The 19,523-nt window shown below is 60.3% G+C and carries 20 protein-coding genes and 1 tRNA gene; 5 read left to right on the top strand and 16 right to left on the bottom strand.

The genetic code is table 11. The features are described from left to right. Positions 1-58: 58 nt before the first annotated feature. The 4 genes from H096_RS04465 to rluD all read right to left on the bottom strand — a co-directional run bounded on the left by H096_RS04465 (position 59) and on the right by rluD (position 4,816). Positions 59-134: transfer RNA gene (locus tag H096_RS04465), tRNA-Asn, on the bottom strand. 301 nt (positions 135-435) lie between these two features. Continuing rightward, a complete protein-coding gene (gene clpB, locus H096_RS04460) occupies positions 436-3,000 on the bottom strand; it encodes an ATP-dependent chaperone ClpB (RefSeq protein WP_033897004.1) in 2,565 nt (854 codons plus the stop codon). A 131-nt stretch (positions 3,001-3,131) separates the two neighbouring features. Continuing rightward, on the bottom strand, positions 3,132-3,857 hold the full coding sequence (gene pgeF, locus H096_RS04455) for a peptidoglycan editing factor PgeF (protein ID WP_033897002.1): 726 nt from the start codon (positions 3,855-3,857) through the stop codon (positions 3,132-3,134). Beyond that, entirely contained in the window at positions 3,854-4,816 is a 963-nt protein-coding gene (rluD, locus tag H096_RS04450) for a 23S rRNA pseudouridine(1911/1915/1917) synthase RluD (RefSeq protein ID WP_016976299.1), read from the bottom strand. The genes pgeF and rluD overlap by 4 nt, the downstream gene beginning before the upstream one ends. A gap of 149 nt (positions 4,817-4,965) precedes the next feature. On the opposite strand from rluD, the gene H096_RS04445 reads away from it, so the two are divergent. Beyond that, positions 4,966-5,991: an outer membrane protein assembly factor BamD gene (locus tag H096_RS04445; RefSeq protein ID WP_033897000.1), complete on the top strand. Its 1,026-nt coding sequence runs from the start codon at positions 4,966-4,968 to the stop codon at positions 5,989-5,991. Between the two features lie 125 nt (positions 5,992-6,116). After that, positions 6,117-6,350, top strand: a complete 234-nt coding sequence (locus tag H096_RS04440) for a PP0621 family protein (RefSeq protein WP_033896999.1) — start codon at positions 6,117-6,119, stop codon at positions 6,348-6,350. Here H096_RS04440 and thiO read toward each other — a convergent pair. The 5 genes from thiO to pilV form a co-directional block, all read right to left on the bottom strand. Further along, positions 6,337-7,446, bottom strand: coding sequence for a glycine oxidase ThiO (thiO, locus tag H096_RS04435; RefSeq protein WP_033897007.1), 1,110 nt, complete (start codon positions 7,444-7,446; stop codon positions 6,337-6,339). The two genes, H096_RS04440 and thiO, sit on opposite strands and share 14 nt — an antisense overlap. Before the next feature lie 62 nt (positions 7,447-7,508). Next, on the bottom strand, positions 7,509-7,910 hold the full coding sequence (locus tag H096_RS04430) for a type IV pilin protein (RefSeq protein ID WP_033896998.1): 402 nt from the start codon (positions 7,908-7,910) through the stop codon (positions 7,509-7,511). A gap of 11 nt (positions 7,911-7,921) precedes the next feature. Continuing rightward, positions 7,922-8,452 carry a PilX N-terminal domain-containing pilus assembly protein gene (locus tag H096_RS04425; RefSeq protein ID WP_033896997.1) on the bottom strand — a complete coding sequence of 177 codons (531 nt, stop codon included), beginning with the start codon at positions 8,450-8,452 and terminating at the stop codon, positions 7,922-7,924. Between the two features lie 7 nt (positions 8,453-8,459). Further along, positions 8,460-9,167 (bottom strand): prepilin-type N-terminal cleavage/methylation domain-containing protein, encoded by a 708-nt coding sequence (locus H096_RS04420; protein ID WP_033896996.1) that lies wholly within the window; start codon positions 9,165-9,167, stop codon positions 8,460-8,462. Continuing rightward, the gene (pilV, locus tag H096_RS04415) at positions 9,164-9,649 is read right to left on the bottom strand and encodes a type IV pilus modification protein PilV (RefSeq protein WP_033896995.1); all 486 of its coding nucleotides are present in this window, start codon (positions 9,647-9,649) and stop codon (positions 9,164-9,166) included. The genes H096_RS04420 and pilV overlap by 4 nt, the downstream gene beginning before the upstream one ends. A 192-nt stretch (positions 9,650-9,841) precedes the next feature. Between pilV and H096_RS04410 the strand changes: the two genes are divergently transcribed. Then, positions 9,842-10,414, top strand: a complete 573-nt coding sequence (locus H096_RS04410; RefSeq protein WP_033896994.1) for a GspH/FimT family pseudopilin — start codon at positions 9,842-9,844, stop codon at positions 10,412-10,414. On the opposite strand, the gene ispH is transcribed toward H096_RS04410, so the two are convergent. From ispH to murJ, 6 genes are all read right to left on the bottom strand, one after another. Beyond that, positions 10,377-11,324, bottom strand: coding sequence for a 4-hydroxy-3-methylbut-2-enyl diphosphate reductase (gene ispH / locus H096_RS04405; RefSeq protein WP_025856583.1), 948 nt, complete (start codon positions 11,322-11,324; stop codon positions 10,377-10,379). The two genes, H096_RS04410 and ispH, sit on opposite strands and share 38 nt — an antisense overlap. Positions 11,325-11,516: 192 nt before the next feature. Continuing rightward, positions 11,517-11,954: an FKBP-type peptidyl-prolyl cis-trans isomerase gene (gene fkpB, locus H096_RS04400; protein ID WP_173390393.1), complete on the bottom strand. Its 438-nt coding sequence runs from the start codon at positions 11,952-11,954 to the stop codon at positions 11,517-11,519. A 7-nt stretch (positions 11,955-11,961) separates the two neighbouring features. Further along, entirely contained in the window at positions 11,962-12,471 is a 510-nt protein-coding gene (gene lspA / locus H096_RS04395; protein ID WP_033896991.1) for a signal peptidase II, read from the bottom strand. Beyond that, positions 12,464-15,295 carry an isoleucine--tRNA ligase gene (ileS, locus tag H096_RS04390; RefSeq protein WP_033896990.1) on the bottom strand — a complete coding sequence of 944 codons (2,832 nt, stop codon included), beginning with the start codon at positions 15,293-15,295 and terminating at the stop codon, positions 12,464-12,466. The genes lspA and ileS overlap by 8 nt, the downstream gene beginning before the upstream one ends. A 14-nt stretch (positions 15,296-15,309) precedes the next feature. Beyond that, entirely contained in the window at positions 15,310-16,248 is a 939-nt protein-coding gene (gene ribF, locus H096_RS04385) for a bifunctional riboflavin kinase/FAD synthetase (RefSeq protein ID WP_010213269.1), read from the bottom strand. A 119-nt stretch (positions 16,249-16,367) separates the two neighbouring features. Beyond that, positions 16,368-17,906, bottom strand: coding sequence for a murein biosynthesis integral membrane protein MurJ (gene murJ, locus H096_RS04380; RefSeq protein WP_033896988.1), 1,539 nt, complete (start codon positions 17,904-17,906; stop codon positions 16,368-16,370). Between the two features lie 253 nt (positions 17,907-18,159). On the opposite strand from murJ, the gene rpsT reads away from it, so the two are divergent. Beyond that, the gene (gene rpsT / locus H096_RS04375) at positions 18,160-18,438 is read left to right on the top strand and encodes a 30S ribosomal protein S20 (protein ID WP_016976313.1); all 279 of its coding nucleotides are present in this window, start codon (positions 18,160-18,162) and stop codon (positions 18,436-18,438) included. 279 nt (positions 18,439-18,717) lie between these two features. On the opposite strand, the gene H096_RS04370 is transcribed toward rpsT, so the two are convergent. Next, positions 18,718-19,203 (bottom strand): peptidylprolyl isomerase, encoded by a 486-nt coding sequence (locus H096_RS04370; RefSeq protein ID WP_016976314.1) that lies wholly within the window; start codon positions 19,201-19,203, stop codon positions 18,718-18,720. Between H096_RS04370 and H096_RS04365 the strand changes: the two genes are divergently transcribed. Beyond that, positions 19,202-19,492: a DUF3565 domain-containing protein gene (locus H096_RS04365; protein ID WP_033896987.1), complete on the top strand. Its 291-nt coding sequence runs from the start codon at positions 19,202-19,204 to the stop codon at positions 19,490-19,492. The genes H096_RS04370 and H096_RS04365 overlap by 2 nt on opposite strands. Positions 19,493-19,523 lie beyond the last annotated feature (31 nt).

Here is a 19,523-nt window from a genome sequence, read left to right as displayed (position 1 = left end):
ACATCCTGCTCCCAAAGCAGGCGCGCTACCGGACTGCGCTATACCCCGATATTGAAATTGGCTCCGTGACCAGGACTCGAACCTGGGACCCAATGATTAACAGTCATTTGCTCTACCGACTGAGCTATCACGGAACTACATATTTCAAAGTACTACGTTGTTGCTGACTACCTTCTCTTCGACTTGTTCGTATCGCTACGTTCATGTCTCTGAGGCGCGCTATTCTACAATCTTAAAAACCCCTGTCAACCCTTTAAATTGCTTTTAAGACAATGATTTGCGCTTGTTTCTGATTTCTTCTTGGGGAGAAGAAACCCGTGGGCTGACGTTGCTGCGGGGCGCACTTTACAAGCCTTTGCCTTACAGTTCAACGCCCTATCGAAAAAAAAAGGCCCCGCAATGCGGGGCCTTCTCTTATTACCCAACAGACTGGGATCAGTGGAAGACGATTTCGTCGTTTTCCACCGTCGCCTCGACGCTGGTGCCAGGCATGAAGCTGCCGGACAGGATCAGCTGGGCCAGCGGGTTCTCGATCCAGCGCTGAATCGCACGCTTCAAAGGCCGTGCGCCATACACCGGGTCGTAACCGACCGCGATCAGCTTGTCCAACGCCTCGCTGCTCAATACCAGGTCCAGCTCGCGCTCTGCCAGGCGACTACGCAGGCGGCCCAACTGGATCTCAGTGATGCCCGCGATCTGATCCCGTGCCAGAGGCTCGAAGATCACCACTTCGTCGACCCGGTTGATGAACTCCGGACGGAAGTGACTGGTCAGCGCATCCATCACGGCAGCACGCTGGCCTTCACGATCACCCACCAACTCCTGGATCTGTGCCGAGCCCAGGTTGGAGGTCATCACGATCACCGTGTTGCGGAAGTCCACGGTACGCCCGTGGCTGTCCGTCAGACGGCCATCTTCCAGCACCTGCAGCAGGATGTTGAACACATCCGGGTGCGCCTTCTCGACCTCATCCAGCAGGATCACCGAGTAAGGCTTGCGCCGCACGGCTTCGGTCAGGTAACCACCCTCTTCGTAGCCTACATAGCCTGGTGGTGCGCCGATCAAGCGAGCCACCGAGTGTTTCTCCATGAATTCGGACATATCGATCCGCACCATGGCCTCTTCAGTATCAAAGAGGAACTCGGCCAAGGCCTTGCACAGCTCGGTCTTACCCACGCCGGTCGGGCCGAGGAACATGAACGAGCCGCTCGGACGGTTCGGGTCGGACAAACCGGCCCGCGAACGCCGTACCGCGTTGGACACTGCCACCACGGCCTCTTCCTGACCGATCACGCGCTGGTGCAACAGGCTTTCCATCTTCAGCAGCTTGTCGCGCTCGCCTTCGAGCATTTTCGACACTGGAATGCCGGTCCACTTCGAGACGACTTCGGCGATTTCTTCCTCGGTCACCTTGCTGCGCAGCAACTGGTTCTCAGGCTTGCCGTGCTGGTCGACCATCTGCAGGCTGCGCTCCAGGTCCGGGATCACCCCGTACTGCAACTCGGCCATGCGGTTCAGGTCACCTTTACGGCGCGCGGCTTCCAGCTCCTGGCGGGACTGCTCGATCTTTTGCTGGATCTGCGCAGAACCTTGCACTTCGGCTTTTTCCGAAGTCCAGATTTCTTCCAGGTCCGAATACTCACGTTCCAGACGGACGATTTCTTCCTGAAGTTTTTCCAGGCGTTTCTTCGCCGCGTCGTCTTCTTCTTTCTTCAGGGCCTGGGACTCAACTTTCAGTTGAATCAGGCGCCGATCCAGGCGATCGAGCACTTCCGGCTTGGAATCGATCTCCATGCGGATGCGGCTGGCCGCTTCGTCGATCAAGTCGATGGCCTTGTCGGGCAACTGACGGTCAGTGATGTAGCGATGGCTCAATTTGGCCGCCGCAATGATCGCGCCGTCGGTGATTGCCACCTTATGGTGGACCTCATAACGCTCTTTCAGGCCACGCAGGATCGCGATGGTGTCCTCTTCGCTCGGTTCTTCCACCAGTACTTTCTGGAAGCGACGCTCAAGGGCCGCATCCTTTTCAATGTACTGGCGATATTCGTTGAGCGTCGTGGCACCGACACAATGCAACTCGCCCCGGGCCAAGGCTGGCTTGAGCATGTTGCCCGCATCCATGGAGCCTTCGCCTTTACCGGCGCCGACCATGGTGTGCAGTTCGTCGATAAACAGAATGATCTGCCCTTCCTGCTTCGACAGTTCATTGAGCAGGGATTTCAGGCGCTCTTCGAACTCGCCACGGAACTTGGCACCGGCAATCAGCGACCCCATGTCCAGGGACAGCAGGCGCTTGCCTTTGAGGCCGTCCGGCACTTCACCATTGATGATGCGCTGGGCCAGGCCCTCGGCAATCGCGGTTTTACCCACGCCAGGCTCACCGATCAGCACCGGGTTGTTCTTGGTGCGACGTTGCAGGACCTGGATGGTGCGACGGATTTCATCGTCACGGCCGATCACCGGGTCAAGCTTGCCTTCTTCGGCGCGCTTGGTCAGGTCGACGGTGTATTTATCCAGGGCTTGGCGCGACTCCTCATGGTTGGGGTCGTTCACCGCGTCGCCGCCGCGCAGGTTGTTGATGGCGTTTTCCAGGGCTTTCTTGCTCACGCCCTGGCCCAGCAACAACTTGCCGAGCTTGCTGTTCTCGTCCATGGCGGCGAGCAGCACCAGTTCGCTGGAGATGAACTGGTCGCCCTTCTGCTGGGCCAGACGGTCTGCCTGGTTAAGCAGGCGCGCCAGGTCCTGGGACATATTCACGTCGCCAGTCGGATTTTGGATTTTCGGCAGTTGGTCGAGCTCTTTGCTCAACTCCTTGCGTAGGCTGTTGACGTCGAAGCCCACCTGCATCAGCAAGGGCTTGATAGAACCACCTTGCTGCTCCAGGAGCGCCTGCATCAAGTGTGCAGGCTCAATGGCTGGGTGGTCGAGGCCCACCGCCAGGGATTGAGAGTCAGATAACGCCAACTGCAATTTGCTGGTTAAACGATCTATACGCATTAGTCACCTTCCTTTTGAGCAGGCCGGAGCTATAAAACATTCCTGAATGAAGAAACCTGCCAGATACCCTTATAGATGGGGTGGATTCTGGGAGTTTCAAGCTTCGGACAGTTGACGCAGATCAGAGGAGTCTAGCGTTCCAGCCAGATAAGGGAGGCAAACCGACCGGTGCGTGGGCTACGGCGATAAGAAAAGAAGTGCGGGTCGGTCACGGTGCAGAATCCGCCACCATAAACAGCAGTGACACCCCGTGCAGCCAGACGCAAACGGGCCAGCTGATAGATGTCGGCCATGAACTTGCCGGGATTGCGGCTGGGCACAAAGGCTTCAGCGCTGATCGGCTGTTGCTGCATGAAGGCTTCACGCACTTCCGGGCCGACTTCAAAGGCTTGCGGACCAATCGCCGGGCCGAGCCAGACCAGCACTTCGTCGGGTTCGACATCCAGGCTTTCGAATGCCGCTTCCAACACGCCCGCCGCCAGGCCTCGCCAACCAGCATGGGCTGCGGCGACGCGAGTGCCAGCACGGTTGCAGAACAGTGCGGGCAGGCAGTCGGCAGTCATTGAGGTGCAAGCGATGCCAGGGGTGCTGGTCCAACTGCCATCAGCTTCAGCGGTGCGGCCTGGGTCAGCTTCGACCACAGTCACACCATGAACCTGACGCAGCCAGGCCGGCTGGATATCAAAGGCATCACTTAAACGACGGCGATTCTCAAGGACAGCCTCCAGGCTGTCCTCGACGTGATCGCCCAGATTGAGGCTGTCGAACGGCGCCAGGCTGACGCCGCCCGCACGGGTGGTGACGCAGGCTTTCACCTGAGCCGGCGCAGGCCAGTCAGGAATCAGCCAGTCACTCATCCGATAAACGCCTCGCGATCCTGCTTGAGCAGCGACAACAACCAGACCAGATCGTCCGGCAGAGGCGATTCCCAGCTCATCCGCTTACCACTCGTCGGATGGTCCAGTTCCAGGAAGCGCGCATGCAGTGCCTGGCGTGGGAAGGTTTTCAACGATTCAACCATGGTCTGGCTGGCCGCAGGCGGAATACGGAAACGACCACCGTAGGCCGGATCGCCGACCAACGGGAAGTTGATGTGCGCCATGTGCACGCGAATCTGGTGCGTACGACCGGTTTCCAGCTTGACCCGCACGTGGGTGTGGGAACGGAAACGCTCCAGCACACGGTAGTGGCTGACGGCCTGCTTGCCGCCTTCCATCACCGCCATACGTTGGCGCTGCTGGCCGTGGCGACCGATGGGAGCGTTGATCTTGCCACCCGCCACCACCACGCCGATCACGATGCACTCGTAGATCCGGCTGACGCTGCGGCTTTGCAATTGTGTGACCAACTGCGTCTGCGCCTGAATGGTCTTGGCCACCACCATCAAGCCGGTGGTGTCCTTGTCCAGACGGTGCACGATGCCGCAGCGCGGGACATTGATGATGTCCGGCACGTGGTGCAGCAGGGCATTGAGCAAGGTGCCATCAGCGTGCCCGGCTGCCGGGTGAACCACCAGGCCTGCGGGTTTGTTGATGACCAGGATGTCGTCGTCTTCATAGACGATATCCAGCTCGATGTCCTGGGCGACCCATTCTCCCTGGGCTTCCTGCTCGGCAGTCAGCTCAAGAATCGCACCGCCATGGACTATGTCTCGCGGGCGGATAACCGCTCCATCCACAGTCAGGCGGCCGTCTTTGATCCAGGCGGAAAGGCGCGAGCGCGAGTGCTCAGCGAATAATTGTGCGGCGACTTGATCGAGGCGTTGGCCGCCCAATTCGGACGGCACCTCTGCGCGAAGTTCAATTTTATCGGACATGCTCAGACTAGGCGTGGCACAGCCTTTGGTTTCGGCTGCGCGCTTGTGGTTAAATACGGCGTCTTTTGCCCCGAGGCTTTCAACGGGGCGCTCATCATAACAGGACGGCCCCGCCCAAGACAGCGGCCGTCATAGGGACGCAAGCCGCCATGCAAGTGAAACACCTGCTGCTGATCGCCATCCTCGCCATGACTGCTGCTTGCTCGTCAACAAAGGAAGTCGTCGACGAAAACCTGAGCGAAGTCGAGTTGTACCAACTGGCTCAGAAAGACTTGGACAATAATAGCTTCACCAGCGCCACAGCGAAGCTGAAGGCACTGGAGTCGCGCTATCCGTTCGGGCGCTACGCCGACCAGGCCCAGCTCGAGCTGATCTACGCCAACTACAAGAACGCCGAGCCGGAAGCTGCCAAGTCCGCCGCCGAGCGTTTCATCCGCCTGCATCCGCAGCACCCGAACGTCGACTACGCCTACTACATGAAGGGCCTGACCTCGTTCGACCAGGACGTCGGCCTGCTGGCGCGCTTCCTGCCGCTGGACATGACCAAGCGTGACCCGGGCGCTGCCCGCGACTCCTACAACGAGTTCGCCCAGCTGACCAGCCGCTACCCCAACAGCCGCTACGCGCCGGACGCCAAGCAGCGCATGATCTACCTGCGCAACCTGCTGGCTTCCTACGAGATCCACGTGGCCCACTACTACCTGACCCGTCAGGCCTACGTAGCCGCCGCCAACCGTGGTCGTTATGTCGTAGAGAACTTCCAGGAAACCCCTTCGGTGGGTGACGGCCTGGCCGTGATGACCGAGGCTTACCAGCGTCTGCACCTGGACGAGCTGGCCAGCACCAGCCTGGAAACCCTGAAGCTCAACTACCCGGATCACCCAAGCCTGAAAGACGGCCAGTTCGTGCCTCAGGTTGCTGAAGCCGACAACCGTTCGTGGCTGAGCAAGTACACCCTGGGCCTGATCGAGTCCCGTCCACCGCTGCCGCCTGGCGAAACTCGTGCCAACCAGGACGTGATCAAGCAGTACCAGGACGCCAAGGACGCCATTCCTTCGGAGCTCAAGCCGCATGACGAGAACGGCGACGTGATCAACGAAGAAGAGCCTGAGGCCCTGGGCAACAACCAGGATCGTTCGTGGTTCAGCTACATGACCTTCGGTGTGTTTGACTGATAGCACCCAGCGTCATCAAGAAGGAGCCTTTCGAGGCTCCTTTTTTGTGGGTGATATTTATTGCGCTGTGCGCCTGGCACGTCCTTGGCTAAACTGGCGCATTCCTTGTCGAGAAACTGCCCATCATGCTCCGTCTATTGTTCTGGATTGCCGTCATTGCCGCCGCAGTATGGTTCTGGCGCAAATTCAAAAGCCCGGCCGCCAAGCAGCATCGCGCCAGCGAGCCTGACGCAGCCTTGATGGTGCGCTGCGCCCACTGCGGCGTGCACCTGCCACAGGATCGCGCCTTGAGCTCGCGCCAGGAGTGGTATTGCACCCAGGCGCATCTGGAACAAGGACCGAAGTCTATCCAGCGTTGATCCGACCTTCGGGCGCATAAGGCGCGGGGTCGATGATCGGCGTACGCGCCAGCAGCAGGTCGGTAAACAACCGGCAGGACGCCGGCGCCAGCACCAGGCCATTGCGGTAATGCCCGCAGTTGAGCCACAAGCCGCTGAAGCCCGGCACTGGGCCGATGTAAGGAATGCCTTCCGGCGAACCGGGGCGCAATCCGGCCCAGTGCCCAACCACCTCGGCGCCCGCCAGGGCGGGAATCAACTCCACCGCGGATGCCTTGAGGCTTTGCAGCGCTGTTTCGGTGGGGGTCTTGTCGAAACCTTCATGCTCCAGGGTACTGCCGATCAAGATGTGCCCGTCACGCCGCGGGATCGCATAACGCCCCTTGGCCAGGACCATGCTCGACAGGAAATCCGAAGCGCATTTGTACAGGATCATCTGGCCCTTGACCGGCTCGACCGGCAGCGACAGGCCCAACGTACCCAGCAATTCACCGCTCCAGGCGCCAGCCGCCAATACGACCTGATCGCCGAAGATCGGCCCATTGGCGGTGTTCACCCCCACGACATTGCCCGCATCCAGAACAAACCCTGTCACTTCAGATTGCTCGTGAACGGTCACGCCGGGCAACGCCAGCAGCGCCGCCTTGAGGGATTTGACCAGGCGCGGATTGCGCACATTGGCGACGTCAGCCATGTAGATCGCGCTGGAGTACCCGCCGCCCAGCACTGGGACGGCATCATGGGCAGCCGAGACATCCACTTTGCTCAAGGGGCGTCCTTCTCGCGCAGCCCAGGCCAGGGCTTCGGCTTCGTCGTCCAGGTCCAGCCAGTAAAGGCCGGTGGTATGCACCTCTGGATCAACCCCCGTCTGGGCGAACAGGCGCTGCGCCAGCTGTGGATAAAAGTCCTGTGACCAATGTGCGAGTGCAGTGACAGCCGGGCTGTAGCGCCACGGATACAGCGGCGAGACAATACCGCCGCCCGCCCAGGAGGACTCCTGTCCCAACCCCGCGCGCTCCAGCAGCACCACGGCTTGCCCTTGGGTCGCCAGGTTGAACGCCGTCAACAAACCGATGACCCCGCCACCGACAATCACTACCTGCTGTTGCTCTGCCATCATTTGATCCAGCCGATAAATAGGAACACGCGCACCTGGCGCCCAGTCGTCCAGCACCCTCATCATTGCCCCCAGCACAGCTTGCGCGACATGTCCGGGGCGGCGCCCGGATTGGTCCGCGCACCGGCGCTGGTCAGGCTGAAGTCGCCGCAAAGGTCGCCGGTCATCACCGAGCCGACGCCAGGCGTAGCCACCAACTGGAAATCCTGAGGGTTCAATGCAGCGGTGATTCTATAGCGATCGTTGCCCTCGCTGACGCCGCTTGCATCAATAAAAGTGCCGGCCTTCGTATAAAAACGCTCCAGGTGCTGAGCCTGGTCGGTCAATAACGCGACGATTTCCGCGCGATAGACCTTTTTCATATGGCCGGTGTAGCCGGGGTAAGCAATCCCAGCCAGCACCGCAATGATCACCACGGCGATCAGTAACTCGATCAGGGTAAAGCCCTGGCTATCCATGCCCATTTCAACGCTCCTTATTGAAGTTGCCGCCAGGCCACCCGCCGAAAACGCGAGCCGCCCTCCTCTTCTACCCGCGCATAGACGCTCTCCAGCACCGTGCGCAATTGGCCGCTTAACCCGACGGCCGTCACACGATATGCGTCGGCCACCGTTTGTGGTGGTACATGCGCCAGCCCCACCGCAGATCCCAGGGATTGAATGCCGTACAGACCTCCGCTCAGTGCAACCCAAGTGACACCCGAGACAGGGTCCAGCCCAGCCCCAACCACCGAATAGGCGGCGGCCGGCGGTGCACAGGTGACAATCGACCGGCACGGCAGCAGCGTCGCAAATGACCGCTGCACGCTCGACTCTCCGCGTCGCAAGCCACTCTCGGCGCTTTGCAGCGACTGATTGCGGTGCCAGAGGCTAGCGGTGACCTTTTGCTGGGTGACCGCGCCTTGCATGGAGGACAAACCGATCAGCGACAACAGCAGCAACAACACCAGGCTGATCAGCAGCACCATGCCGGCCTGCCGCAGGCGAATAGGCTCTTTAAGCTTCATGGCGGCGCTACCCCAGACGATTTCGCAGCGCCGCCACGACGCTGTAGGTTTGATCCTTCACGCGTCCGGCGGGGTCTTGCAGTGTCATCAGGATGCGCACGCTGCGTATCAAGCCCAGGTCCGCCGGGCTCGCGTCGTAACGCGCCACCTCCGTCGACGAGGGTTTGGCAGCCACGCCAAAGCTGATATCGAAAGCCTGCACGTTATCCACCAGCACCGCCTTGGCCGGGGCCGCAGGCGTGCTGACTTTCAATTGACCGGCTTCGAAGGTGTAGGTGATCTGGCGCAGCGCAAAGCGGATTTGTCCGAGGGCAGGCACAGGAGAACTACCGCCGTAGGCCTGGGCGGTGCCCGTGCAGTCGGACAATACGGTCCAGTCAGCCTTCCCATTCTCGTTACCAACATCTGCCGTGACTAGCGTCAGCGACTTCGCCCCCGCCTCGATCTTCCAACTGACAGGCTGATCAAAGGCCGGCGGGGCATTGTCGATAAACGCCGTGCCCAAACAGCCAAACATGCCCGCCTGGCGAATATCCTGGGTCATCTTGCCCAGCACGAACCGTGCGTCATCCTGCAGCAACATCGCAGCCTGCTGGCTGGCGTGGGTGGCTCTGGAACCAATCAGCACCTGGGTCCCCCCCAGCACCAATACCAAGCCCATGGCCAACGCCAGCAGCAATTCCACCAGGCTGAATCCCCCAACTCGACGCCTCATTGCGCCCCCCTCGATTCATCGCTGACGCGACTGGTCAGGGTGAATGTTTCCCGAGCCCCCGGCCTGTTCGTGCCCCGGCTATCGTCCCAACTGATGCTGACAGTCACCTCACCCGCACTGACCGACACCGAGCCTTTCGCGCTCGCCCCGGCGAAGCCGAGGATATTGGCCTCGAAATCATGCAAGTCCAGGTCGCGCACGCTGGCAGACGCGCTGCTGGCCGGCGCACGTTCGGCCCGGCCCCAGGAGTAGTCGACAGCGGAATTGGCGCGGATTCGGTCAAGCATGTCGTAGGCAATGAAACTGGCCTGGCTGGTCATTCGGGAACTGTCTGTGTACTTGAGCGCATTGAGCTGGATCACCGCCGCGCCCAGCAGGCCAATGGCGAGAACCATCACGGCAACCAGCACCTCGATCAGCGTCATGCCGATTTGGTGTCGAGAAAAATCCTGAGGAAAACCGCTGTTGGGGCAGACAAGCATTACCGTCGTCATCCGTGTCGAGGTCCGAAAAAAGCAGGAAAAATCTGCTGTGCGGCCCAAGACTAGCGCCGGTTTTTCGCTCGTGCTGCTCCCGGAACAAAGGGAAATACTTTGGACATGAAGGCCATCATTCGGCGTAACGCACGGGGCGCTATACCTAGGACTGCACCTGAATCCAAGGAGGGACGATACATGCGCCAACAAGGTTTCACCCTGATTGAACTGCTGCTCGGACTGATCGTGAGCGGCATCCTGGCCAGCCTGGCAACCCCGAATTTCAAGGGATTGCTGGAATCACAGCAGCGACACAGCGCGGCACAGTCCTTGACCGCAGGCCTGCGCTACGCACGCTCTGAAGCCATCGCCCGTAACCAACCGGTGGTCATTCATGCACGGGAAGACGACTGGAGCCAGGGTTGGCGGGTCATTGTGGATGTGAGCGGACGCGGCTACCTGGATGACGACAACCCCGTGCTGCGGGAGCATCAGGATAACGGTCGTGTGCCAATAGTCGGCAATGGGCCGGTCAAGAACCAGGTGCGCTTCAGCGGATTGGGCGAACCGGTGTTTTCAGGGGGAGGTTTTCGCGCGGGCACTGTGCATGTATGCGAGATGGATCAAGCGCAGAGCCTGTATCAGGTGGTACTGGCGCCCAGCGGGCGCATCAGCCTGCGCAGCGAGCGTGCCGAGCAGGCGTTGTGCCGGAGTGACTCCGGCACACAGGCACTCAGAGCAGCGAGCGAACCCGCAGTTCCTTGGGCATAGAGAAGGTGATGTTCTCTTCGCGCCCAGCCAGTTCGTCGGCACCGGTGGCACCCCAGGCATGCAGTTGCTGGATAACGCCGCGCACCAGCACTTCCGGGGCCGAAGCGCCCGCCGTGATACCGATACGCTCGACGCCATCGAACCAGCTACGCTGCATGTCTTCGGCGCCGTCGATCAGGTACGCCGGAGTTGCCATACGTTCCGCCAACTCACGCAAGCGGTTGGAGTTGGAGCTGTTGGGGCTGCCAACGACCAAAACCACATCGCATTCATCGGCCAATTGCTTGACCGCGTCCTGTCGGTTTTGAGTGGCGTAGCAGATGTCATCCTTACGTGGCCCGCCAATGGCCGGGAAGCGGCTGCGCAGCGCGTCGATCACGCGGCTGGTGTCGTCCATCGACAGGGTGGTCTGGGTCACGAATGCCAGGCGCTCGGGGTTGTGTACCTGCAGGTTGGCGACGTCTTTTTCGTCCTCCACCAGGTAAATCGCCCCGCCATTGCTGGCGTCGTACTGGCCCATGGTGCCTTCGACTTCCGGGTGGCCGGCATGACCGATCAGGATGCACTCTCGACCGTCACGGCTGTAGCGCGCGACTTCGATATGCACCTTGGTCACCAGCGGGCAGGTGGCATCAAAAACTTTGAGGCCACGGCCTGCCGCTTCGGTACGCACAGCCTGGGAAACACCGTGGGCGCTGAAGATGACAATGACGTCGTCCGGCACCTGGTCCAGCTCTTCGACAAAGATGGCGCCACGCGCGCGCAGGTCTTCGACCACGAATTTGTTGTGGACGACTTCATGACGCACGTAAATCGGCGGCCCGAAGACTTCCAGGGCGCGGTTGACGATTTCGATCGCCCGGTCCACGCCGGCGCAGAAGCCACGGGGGTTGGCGAGTTTGATTTGCATGCTGTGCCTCGTGTCTTGCCCTGTAGGAGCGAGCTTCTTGTGGCGAGGGAGCTTGCTCCCGCTGGGCTGCGCAGCAGCCCCAAAACAGTCCAGACATATCTCTATGATCAGTTTGGGAGCGCTACGCACTCCAGCGGGAGCAAGCTCCCTCGCCACAACAAGCCCCGTCCCACAATAGGCCGGAATCTTCTGTTAGATCGCTTTAACGTCGATGATTTCAACATCAAAGGTCAAGGTTTTACCGGCCAACGGGTGGTTGAAGTCGATGGTCACTTGCGCGTCATCGAAGGTTTTCACCACGCCAGGCAGTTCGGTATTCGCCGCATCATTGAAGATCACCAACAGGCCTTCCGACAGGTCCATGTCCTGGAACTGCGAACGCGGGATGATCTGCACGTTTTGCGGGTTGGGCTGGCCAAAGGCGTTTTCCGGCAGGATCTGCAGGGTGCGCTTGTCGCCGGCCTTGAAGCCGAACAGGGCCGCTTCGAAACCCGGCAGCAGGTTGCCATCGCCGACCTTGAAGGTGGCCGGGGCTTTGTCGAACGTGCTGTCGACCGTATCGCCATTCTCCAGGCGCAGTGCGAAATGCAAGGTGACTTCCGTGTTCTGGCCGATGCGTTGCTCAGCCAATACCTGATCAGTCATTAACGGTCTCTCCGGTTTTCTTACTTTTGAACATGTCCAACGCCAGCATGATTGCACCAACGGTGATGGCGCTGTCGGCAAAGTTGAACGCCGGGAAGTACCAGCGGTTCTGCCAATGCACTAGGATAAAGTCGATCACATGGCCAAGGGCAATGCGGTCGTAAAGATTGCCCAGCGCGCCACCCAGTACCAGGGCCAAGGCGATAGCCAGCCAGGTGTCATCGCGACCAAGACGCTTGAGCCACACCACCAGCACCGCACTGACCACCACGGCGATCAGGGCGAACAGCCAGCGCTGCCAGCCACCGCCATCAGCCAAAAAGCTGAAAGCGGCACCGGTGTTGTAGGCCAGGGTCCAGCTGAAGTAATCCGGGATCACCACAATCTGCTGGAACATCTGCAGGGAGCCTTCGAAATGAGCCTTGCTGACCTGGTCAATGACCAGAACCAGCAGACTCAGTACGAGCCAGCCCAGACGTCCGAAACGGCTGGCATCAGGCATAGTGGCGAACCTCACCGGCACCCGAGATGTTGTCGACGCAGCGACCACAGATTTCCGGATGCTCAGGGTTCACGCCGACGTCTTCACGGCAGTGCCAGCAACGGGCGCACTTAGGGAAGGCCGATTTGACCACTTTGAGCTTGAGGCCCGGCACTTCGGTGGCGACCGCGTCCGCCGGGGCCTGGGCGAATGGCGCCAGGCTCGCGGTAGAGGTGATCAGCACGAAGCGCAGTTCGTTGCTCAGCTTGGCCAGGTCGGCGGTCAAGCCGTCCTCGGCGAACAGGGTGACTTCGGCTTGCAGGTTGCCACCGACGGCCTTGGCAGCACGCTGCACTTCCAGCTCCTTGTTCACCGCAACCTTCACGGCCATCACGCCTTCCCAGTACTCGCGGCCCAGTTCGAAGTCGGCCGGCAATTCGGTCAGGCCTTCGTACCAGGTGTTGAGCATCACGGACTCGTTACGCTCGCCCGGCAGGTATTCCCACAGCTCGTCGGCGGTGAAAGCCAGGATCGGCGCGATCCAGCGCACCAGCGCTTCGGAGATGTGATACAGCGCGGTCTGCGCCGAGCGGCGAGCCTTGCTGTTGGCGCCGGTGGTGTACTGGCGGTCCTTGATGATGTCGAGGTAGAAACCACCCAGCTCCTGCACGCAGAAGTTGTGAATCTTCGAGTACACGTTCCAGAAGCGGTATTCGCCGTAGTTTTCCTGCAACTCGCGTTGCAGCAACAAGGTACGGTCCACGGCCCAACGGTCGAGGGCAAGCATGTCCTCGGCCGGCAGGATGTCGGTGGCCGGGTTGAAACCGGTCAGGTTCGACAGCAGGAAGCGTGCGGTATTACGGATGCGGCGGTAGGCATCGGCGCTGCGGGCCAGGATCTGGTCCGATACGGCGATTTCGCCCGAATAGTCGGTCGACGCAACCCACAGGCGCATGATGTCGGCGCCCAGGGTGTCGTTGATCTTTTTCGGCTCGATCACGTTCTTCAGCGACTTGGACATCTTGCGGCCCGTCTCGTCGACGGTGAAGCCGTGGGTCAGCAGTTCGCGGTACGGCGCGTGGTTGTCGATGGCGCAACCGGTCAGCAACGACGAGTGGAACCAGCCACGGTGTTGGTCGGAGCCTTCCAGGTACAGGTCGGCACGCGGGCCGGTCTCGTGACCCATCGGGTGCGAGCCGCGCAGCACGTGCCAGTGGGTAGTACCCGAATCGAACCACACGTCGAGGGTGTCGCTGATCTTGTCGTACTGCGGCGCTTCGTCGCCCAACAGTTCGGCGGCGTCCAGCTTGAACCAGGCCTCGATGCCTTCCTGTTCAACGCGCTGGGCCACTTGTTCCATCAGTTCGACGGTACGTGGGTGCAGCTCGCCGCTTTCCTTGTTCAGGAAGAACGGGATCGGCACGCCCCAGTTACGCTGACGGGAGATGCACCAGTCCGGACGGTTGGCGATCATCGAGTGCAGGCGCGCCTGGCCCCAGGCCGGGACGAACTTAGTGTCCTCGATGGCTTTGAGCGAGCGCACACGCAGGGTGTCGCCGCTGGTGGGCTCTTTGTCCATACCGATGAACCACTGCGCGGTGGCGCGGTAGATCAGCGGGGTCTTGTGGCGCCAGCAGTGCATGTAGCTGTGCTGGATGGTGGCGGTTTGCATCAGCGCACCGACCTCACGCAGCTTTTCGATGATCGGCTGATCGGCCTTGAAGATGAACTGACCGCCGAAGAACTCCAGCGACGGTACATACACGCCGTTGCTTTGCACCGGGTTGATGATGTCGTCGTTGACCAGGCCGTACTTCTTACAGATCACAAAGTCGTCTACGCCATAGGCAGGCGAGCAGTGAACGATACCGGTGCCCGAACCCAGCTCAACGTAGTCAGCCAGGTACACCGGCGACAGGCGGTCATAGAACGGGTGGCGGAAGTTGATCAGCTCCAGCGCGCTGCCGGTGGTGGTCGCGATGACCGAACCTTGCAGCTCGTAGCGGGCCAGGCAGGCCTCGACCATTTCCTCGGCCAGCACCAGCAGGCGATCACCGACGTCCACCAGGGCATAGGTGAACTCCGGGTGCACGTTCAGCGCCTGGTTGGCCGGGATGGTCCACGGGGTGGTGGTCCAAATCACGATGGCGGCCGGCTTGGCCAGGGAAGAGAGGCCAAAGGCCTCGGCCAGCTTGGCGTCGTCGGCGATCGGGAAGGCCACGTCGATGGTCGAGGACTTCTTGTCTTCGTACTCGACTTCCGCTTCAGCCAGGGCCGAACCGCAGTCGAAGCACCAGTTCACAGGCTTGAGGCCCTTGAACACGAAACCGCCCTTGACGATCTCGGCCAAGGCACGGATTTCCCCGGCCTCGTTCTTGAAGTTCATGGTCTTGTAGGGATTGTCCCACTCGCCCAGCACACCCAGGCGGATGAATTCGGACTTCTGCCCTTCGATTTGTTCGGTGGCGTAGGCACGGCACAGTTCGCGGGTTTTATCCGCGCCCAGGTTCTTGCCGTAGGTCACTTCGACTTTGTGTTCGATCGGCAGGCCGTGGCAGTCCCAACCCGGCACGTACGGCGCGTCGAAGCCCGACAGGGTTTTCGAGCGCAGGATCATGTCCTTGAGAATCTTGTTCAGCGCATGACCGATGTGAATCGTGCCGTTGGCATAAGGAGGGCCGTCGTGCAGGACGAATTTCGGACGATCCTTGCCAATTTCGCGCAACTTTCCGTACAGGCCAATACTGTCCCAGCGCTGCAGGATCTGCGGTTCGCGCTGTGGCAGGCCGGCCTTCATTGGGAAGGCGGTGTCCGGAAGGTTTAGCGTGGCTTTATAGTCGGTCATTTAAGGCTCTTCGGTTAGCGATGGGCGCTAGGTGCGGCTAGTGCACGGGCGGCGGCGACATCCGCATTGATCGCCGTTTTCAACGCCTCAAGGGAGGCGAAACGCTGCTCTTCACGCAGCTTCTGGTGGAAAACCACCGTCAAACGCCGGTCATACAGATCACCGGCAAAATCCAGCAGGTGTACTTCCAGGTGGGCCTTGCCATCACCTGCAACCGTGGGCCTGACGCCTATGTTGGCGACTCCGGGCCACGATTGGCCGTCGATGTCGACGCTCACCAGGTAGACCCCGGTCAGCGGCACACGACGGCGCTTGAGTTGCACGTTGGCGGTTGGCGTGCCCAATTGGCGCGCCAGCTTCTGGCCGTGCAGGACCCGCCCGGCAATGCGGAACGGGCGACCGAGCAAACGCTCGGCCAAGGCGAAGTCGGCAGCAGCCAGGGCGTTACGCACCTGGGTACTGCTCACGCGCAGGCCGTCCAGTTCGACGGTTTGCGCGGCTTCGACGGTAAAACCCTGGTTGACGCCCGCGTGTTGCAGGAAATCGAAATCCCCGACACGGTCGCAACCGAAGCGGAAATCGTCACCGACCTCCAAATGCTGCACGCCCAGGCCATCGACCAGGATACGGTCGACGAACTCGGCAGCGCTCAGGCTTTGCAAACGCTGGTTGAAGGCCAGGCAGAGGACACGGTCCACGCCCTCTTCAGCCAGCAATTGCAGCTTGTCCCGCAGGCGGGCCAGGCGGGCTGGCGCGGTTTCGGGGGTGAAGTATTCCCGCGGCTGTGGCTCGAAAATCACCACGCAGCTGGGCACGCCCAACTCGACCGCGCGTTCGCGCAGCCGAGCCAGGATAGCCTGGTGGCCACGGTGAACACCGTCAAAGTTGCCAATAGTGGCGACGCAGCCCCGATGCTCGGGGCGCAGGTTGTGGAGACCTCGAACCAGCTGCATAACGCGCTTCTTGCTCATAAAGTGGTCGATTATAACCACACCCGGCCCCGGACGACAGGCAACAGCACAGGCCAAATGGATCGAATCGATAAAACAACGGTTTTATCGCGGCAAACTCTCTAACCCAGGGACTTGCGATTGAAATCCCGCAGGCGGAAGCCCTGCAGCAGCAACATCCCGAAGTACACCACCACGCCCGCGACGACCAACACGCCAAGACGCATGAAGCGCTCCAGCATTTGGCCTTCATCCCACGCCGGCATGAAGTGCATCAGACCCAGCAGCACGGCCGACATCATCGCCACCGCCACCAGCAACTTGAGGGCAAACAGGCCCCAGCCTGGCTGCGGCTGGAACATCTGCTGCTTACGCAATTGGTAAAACAACAGCCCGGCGTTGATGCACGCACCCGCACTGATCGCCAGGGCCAGGCCGGCGTGGGCCAGCGGGCCGATAAACACCAGGTTGAGCAGTTGCGTGACGATCAGCGTGAATATCGCGATTTTCACCGGCGTACGGATGTTCTGCTGGGCATAGAAGCCGGGAGCCAGCACTTTGATCACGATAATGCCAAGCAGGCCGACGGAATAGGCGACCAGCGCGTGCTGGGTCATCAAGGCGTCATGGGCATCGAACTGGCCGTATTGAAACAGCGACACGGTCAACGGCTCGGCCAGGATCCCCAGCGCCAGGGCACATGGCAGCACCAATACAAAGCACAGGCGCAGGCCCCAGTCGAGAATGCGTGAATACTCCTGGCGATCCTTGCTGGCATAGGTGCGCGCCAGGGTCGGCAGCAGAATCGTGCCCAACGCCACGCCCAGCACGCCGGACGGCAACTCCATCAGACGGTCGGCGTAGTACATCCACGACACCGAGCCGGACACCAGCAGCGAGGCGAACGCCGTATTGATGATCAGGGAAATCTGGCTGACCGACACACCGAGGATCGCCGGCAGCATATTGCGCATCACGCGCCATACGCCGGTGTCCTTGAGGTTCAGGCGCGGCAGCACAAGCATGCCGATCTTTTTCAAGTGCGGCAGTTGGTAGAGCAATTGCGCCAGGCCGCCGGCCAGTACGGCCCAGCCCAGGGCCATCACCGGTGGATCGAAGTAAGGCGTGAGGAACAGCGCGAAGATGATCATGCTGACGTTCAGCAGGGTCGGCACGAAGGCCGGCACTGAGAAACGGTTCCAAGTGTTGAGGATCGCACCAGCCAAGGAAGACAGGGAGATCAGCAATATATAAGGAAAGGTCACCCGCAGCAGGTCGGTGGTCAGCGCAAATTTTTCCGGGGTATTGGCAAAACCAGGCGCCGTGGCCCAGATCACCCAGGGCGCGGCGAGCATGCCGAGGACGGTTACCAGCATCAAAACAAGGGTCAACAGGCCTGAGACGTAGGCAATAAAGGTGCGGGTGGCTTCTTCGCCCTGCTGGGTCTTGTATTCGGCCAGGATCGGCACGAAGGCCTGGGAAAACGCGCCTTCGGCAAAGATCCGCCGCAGCAGGTTGGGCAGTTTGAAGGCAATAAAGAACGCATCCGTGGCCATGCTGGCGCCAAAAATGCGCGCCAGCAGGGTGTCACGCACAAACCCCAAAACCCGGGAGATCATCGTGATAGAGCTGACGGCAGCCAACGATTTGAGCAGATTCATTGAAAGAGTTTGCGCCTTTAGATAAAGAGCAGGCGAACAAAGCGCCTGTTTATGCGATACTGCGCGCCTGCAACAGCACAGAGCCAAAGCTCGCGAGTTTACAGGTCAAGCGCCGGAAATAAATCACCCGCCTCTTCAGATCGACCACTCAGCAGTTCGCATCAGCCGCCCTTGACAACCCATCAAGTCATCGGCATGATTCGCGGCCTATTTTGTTTGCTATTTCCTAAAAAGTCTTTCGAGGAGCTCGACGGTGGCCAACACACCTTCCGCCAAAAAACGTGCAAAACAGGCTGAGAAGCGTCGCAGCCACAACGCCAGCCTGCGTTCCATGGTTCGTACCTACATCAAGAATGTAGTTAAAGCCATCGACACCAAAGACGCTGAAAAAGCTCAAGCAGCTTACGTTCTGGCTGTGCCAGTTATCGACCGCATGGCCGATAAAGGCATCATCCACAAGAACAAGGCCGCTCGTCATAAGAGCCGTCTGAATGGCCACATCAAGGCTCTGAGCGTCGCTGCTGCAGCCTAAGTGGTAACAACTGCCGCGTAACCCAGGTTACGCAACAGTTAAGAAATGCCCCGGACCGAAAGGTGTGGGGCATTTTTGTTTGTGCCTGTGGCGAGGGAGCTTGCTCCCGCTGGACTGCGTAGCAGTCCTAGTCTTTTCAAAGAGCGGGGGCCGCTTCGCGCCCCAGCGGGAGCAAGCTCCCTCGCCACAAAAGAGCCGCGCCTGAGTCACTTTTTGGGCACAAAAAAAACGCCCCGAACCAGTCGGGGCGTTTTTGCTAGCAACTGATTACTACATCAATCAGTGCTGGTGACCGCCTTCACCGTGGACGTGGCCGTGGGCCACCTCTTCCTGGGAAGCGTCGCGGATAGCAACGATCTTCACTTGGAAGTTCAGGCGCTGGCCAGCCAGAGGGTGGTTGCCGTCGACGGTCACGTCGTCGCCGTCCAGATCACGGATGGTCACGATCTGCATTTGGCCGTCTGGCGCGGAAGCGTGGAACTGCATGCCCACTTCCAGTTCGTCAACGCCTTCGAACATGCTGCGGCTCAGGGTGCTGACCAGTTCGGCCGAGTACTCGCCGTAGGCATCTTCAGGTTCTACGGCAACGGTCAGCTCATCACCGACGTTCTTGCCTTCCAGAGCCTTTTCCAGGCCTGGGATGATGTTACCTGCGCCTTGCAGGTAGACCAGCGGCGCGCCGCCGGCGGAGCTGTCGATGACCTCACCAGCGTCGTTGGTCAGGGTATAGTCGATGGAGACAGCCTTGTTAGCGGCGATCGTCATGGGGCGAGACCTTTTGCATAAGAATGAAGAACGGACAAGTCTAAACAAGGATTTGCCCGAAAGCGAACAGAACCCGGACAGACGGGACCGATCAACGGCATCCTTCATCATCGGGTTCCATCAGGATGACGACCAGCACTGGGTTGCGGAGCTGTCCTGTGGCCACACCCAGCACCTGCGCCACCAGCCACCCTGGCAGTCCCGCGCCTGGGTACTCGACCCCGCGCAACGCCTTGAAAAAATAGGCCAGCCCTTTGCCTGCGGCTGGTGTGCGCAAGCACACGAATAACGATAACCTTGGCGCCTGATTCCCGGTAGAC

This window comes from Pseudomonas sp. FH1 (assembly GCF_000510895.2).
In the GTDB taxonomy this organism is placed as follows: domain Bacteria; phylum Pseudomonadota; class Gammaproteobacteria; order Pseudomonadales; family Pseudomonadaceae; genus Aquipseudomonas; species Aquipseudomonas azotoformans_A.
The sequence above is the reverse complement of the archived record's forward strand: the minus strand, read 5'-3'. Positions and strand labels throughout refer to the sequence as shown.

What these genes read in the sequence shown, in the direction of transcription:
- clpB (WP_033897004.1), bottom strand. Translation starts at nt 3,000, where the DNA reads ATGCGTATAGATCGTTTAACCAGCAAATTGCAGTTGGCGTTATCTGAC.
- pgeF (WP_033897002.1), bottom strand. Translation starts at nt 3,857, where the DNA reads ATGAGTGACTGGCTGATTCCTGACTGGCCTGCGCCGGCTCAGGTGAAA.
- rluD (WP_016976299.1), bottom strand. Translation starts at nt 4,816, where the DNA reads ATGTCCGATAAAATTGAACTTCGCGCAGAGGTGCCGTCCGAATTGGGC.
- H096_RS04445 (WP_033897000.1), top strand. Translation starts at nt 4,966, where the DNA reads ATGCAAGTGAAACACCTGCTGCTGATCGCCATCCTCGCCATGACTGCT.
- H096_RS04440 (WP_033896999.1), top strand. Translation starts at nt 6,117, where the DNA reads ATGCTCCGTCTATTGTTCTGGATTGCCGTCATTGCCGCCGCAGTATGG.
- thiO (WP_033897007.1), bottom strand. Translation starts at nt 7,446, where the DNA reads ATGGCAGAGCAACAGCAGGTAGTGATTGTCGGTGGCGGGGTCATCGGT.
- H096_RS04430 (WP_033896998.1), bottom strand. Translation starts at nt 7,910, where the DNA reads ATGGGCATGGATAGCCAGGGCTTTACCCTGATCGAGTTACTGATCGCC.
- H096_RS04425 (WP_033896997.1), bottom strand. Translation starts at nt 8,452, where the DNA reads ATGAAGCTTAAAGAGCCTATTCGCCTGCGGCAGGCCGGCATGGTGCTG.
- H096_RS04420 (WP_033896996.1), bottom strand. Translation starts at nt 9,167, where the DNA reads ATGAGGCGTCGAGTTGGGGGATTCAGCCTGGTGGAATTGCTGCTGGCG.
- pilV (WP_033896995.1), bottom strand. Translation starts at nt 9,649, where the DNA reads ATGCTTGTCTGCCCCAACAGCGGTTTTCCTCAGGATTTTTCTCGACAC.
- H096_RS04410 (WP_033896994.1), top strand. Translation starts at nt 9,842, where the DNA reads ATGCGCCAACAAGGTTTCACCCTGATTGAACTGCTGCTCGGACTGATC.
- ispH (WP_025856583.1), bottom strand. Translation starts at nt 11,324, where the DNA reads ATGCAAATCAAACTCGCCAACCCCCGTGGCTTCTGCGCCGGCGTGGAC.
- lspA (WP_033896991.1), bottom strand. Translation starts at nt 12,471, where the DNA reads ATGCCTGATGCCAGCCGTTTCGGACGTCTGGGCTGGCTCGTACTGAGT.
- ileS (WP_033896990.1), bottom strand. Translation starts at nt 15,295, where the DNA reads ATGACCGACTATAAAGCCACGCTAAACCTTCCGGACACCGCCTTCCCA.
- ribF (WP_010213269.1), bottom strand. Translation starts at nt 16,248, where the DNA reads ATGCAGCTGGTTCGAGGTCTCCACAACCTGCGCCCCGAGCATCGGGGC.
- murJ (WP_033896988.1), bottom strand. Translation starts at nt 17,906, where the DNA reads ATGAATCTGCTCAAATCGTTGGCTGCCGTCAGCTCTATCACGATGATC.
- H096_RS04365 (WP_033896987.1), top strand. Translation starts at nt 19,202, where the DNA reads ATGGGGCGAGACCTTTTGCATAAGAATGAAGAACGGACAAGTCTAAAC.
- H096_RS04370 (WP_016976314.1), bottom strand. Translation starts at nt 19,203, where the DNA reads ATGACGATCGCCGCTAACAAGGCTGTCTCCATCGACTATACCCTGACC.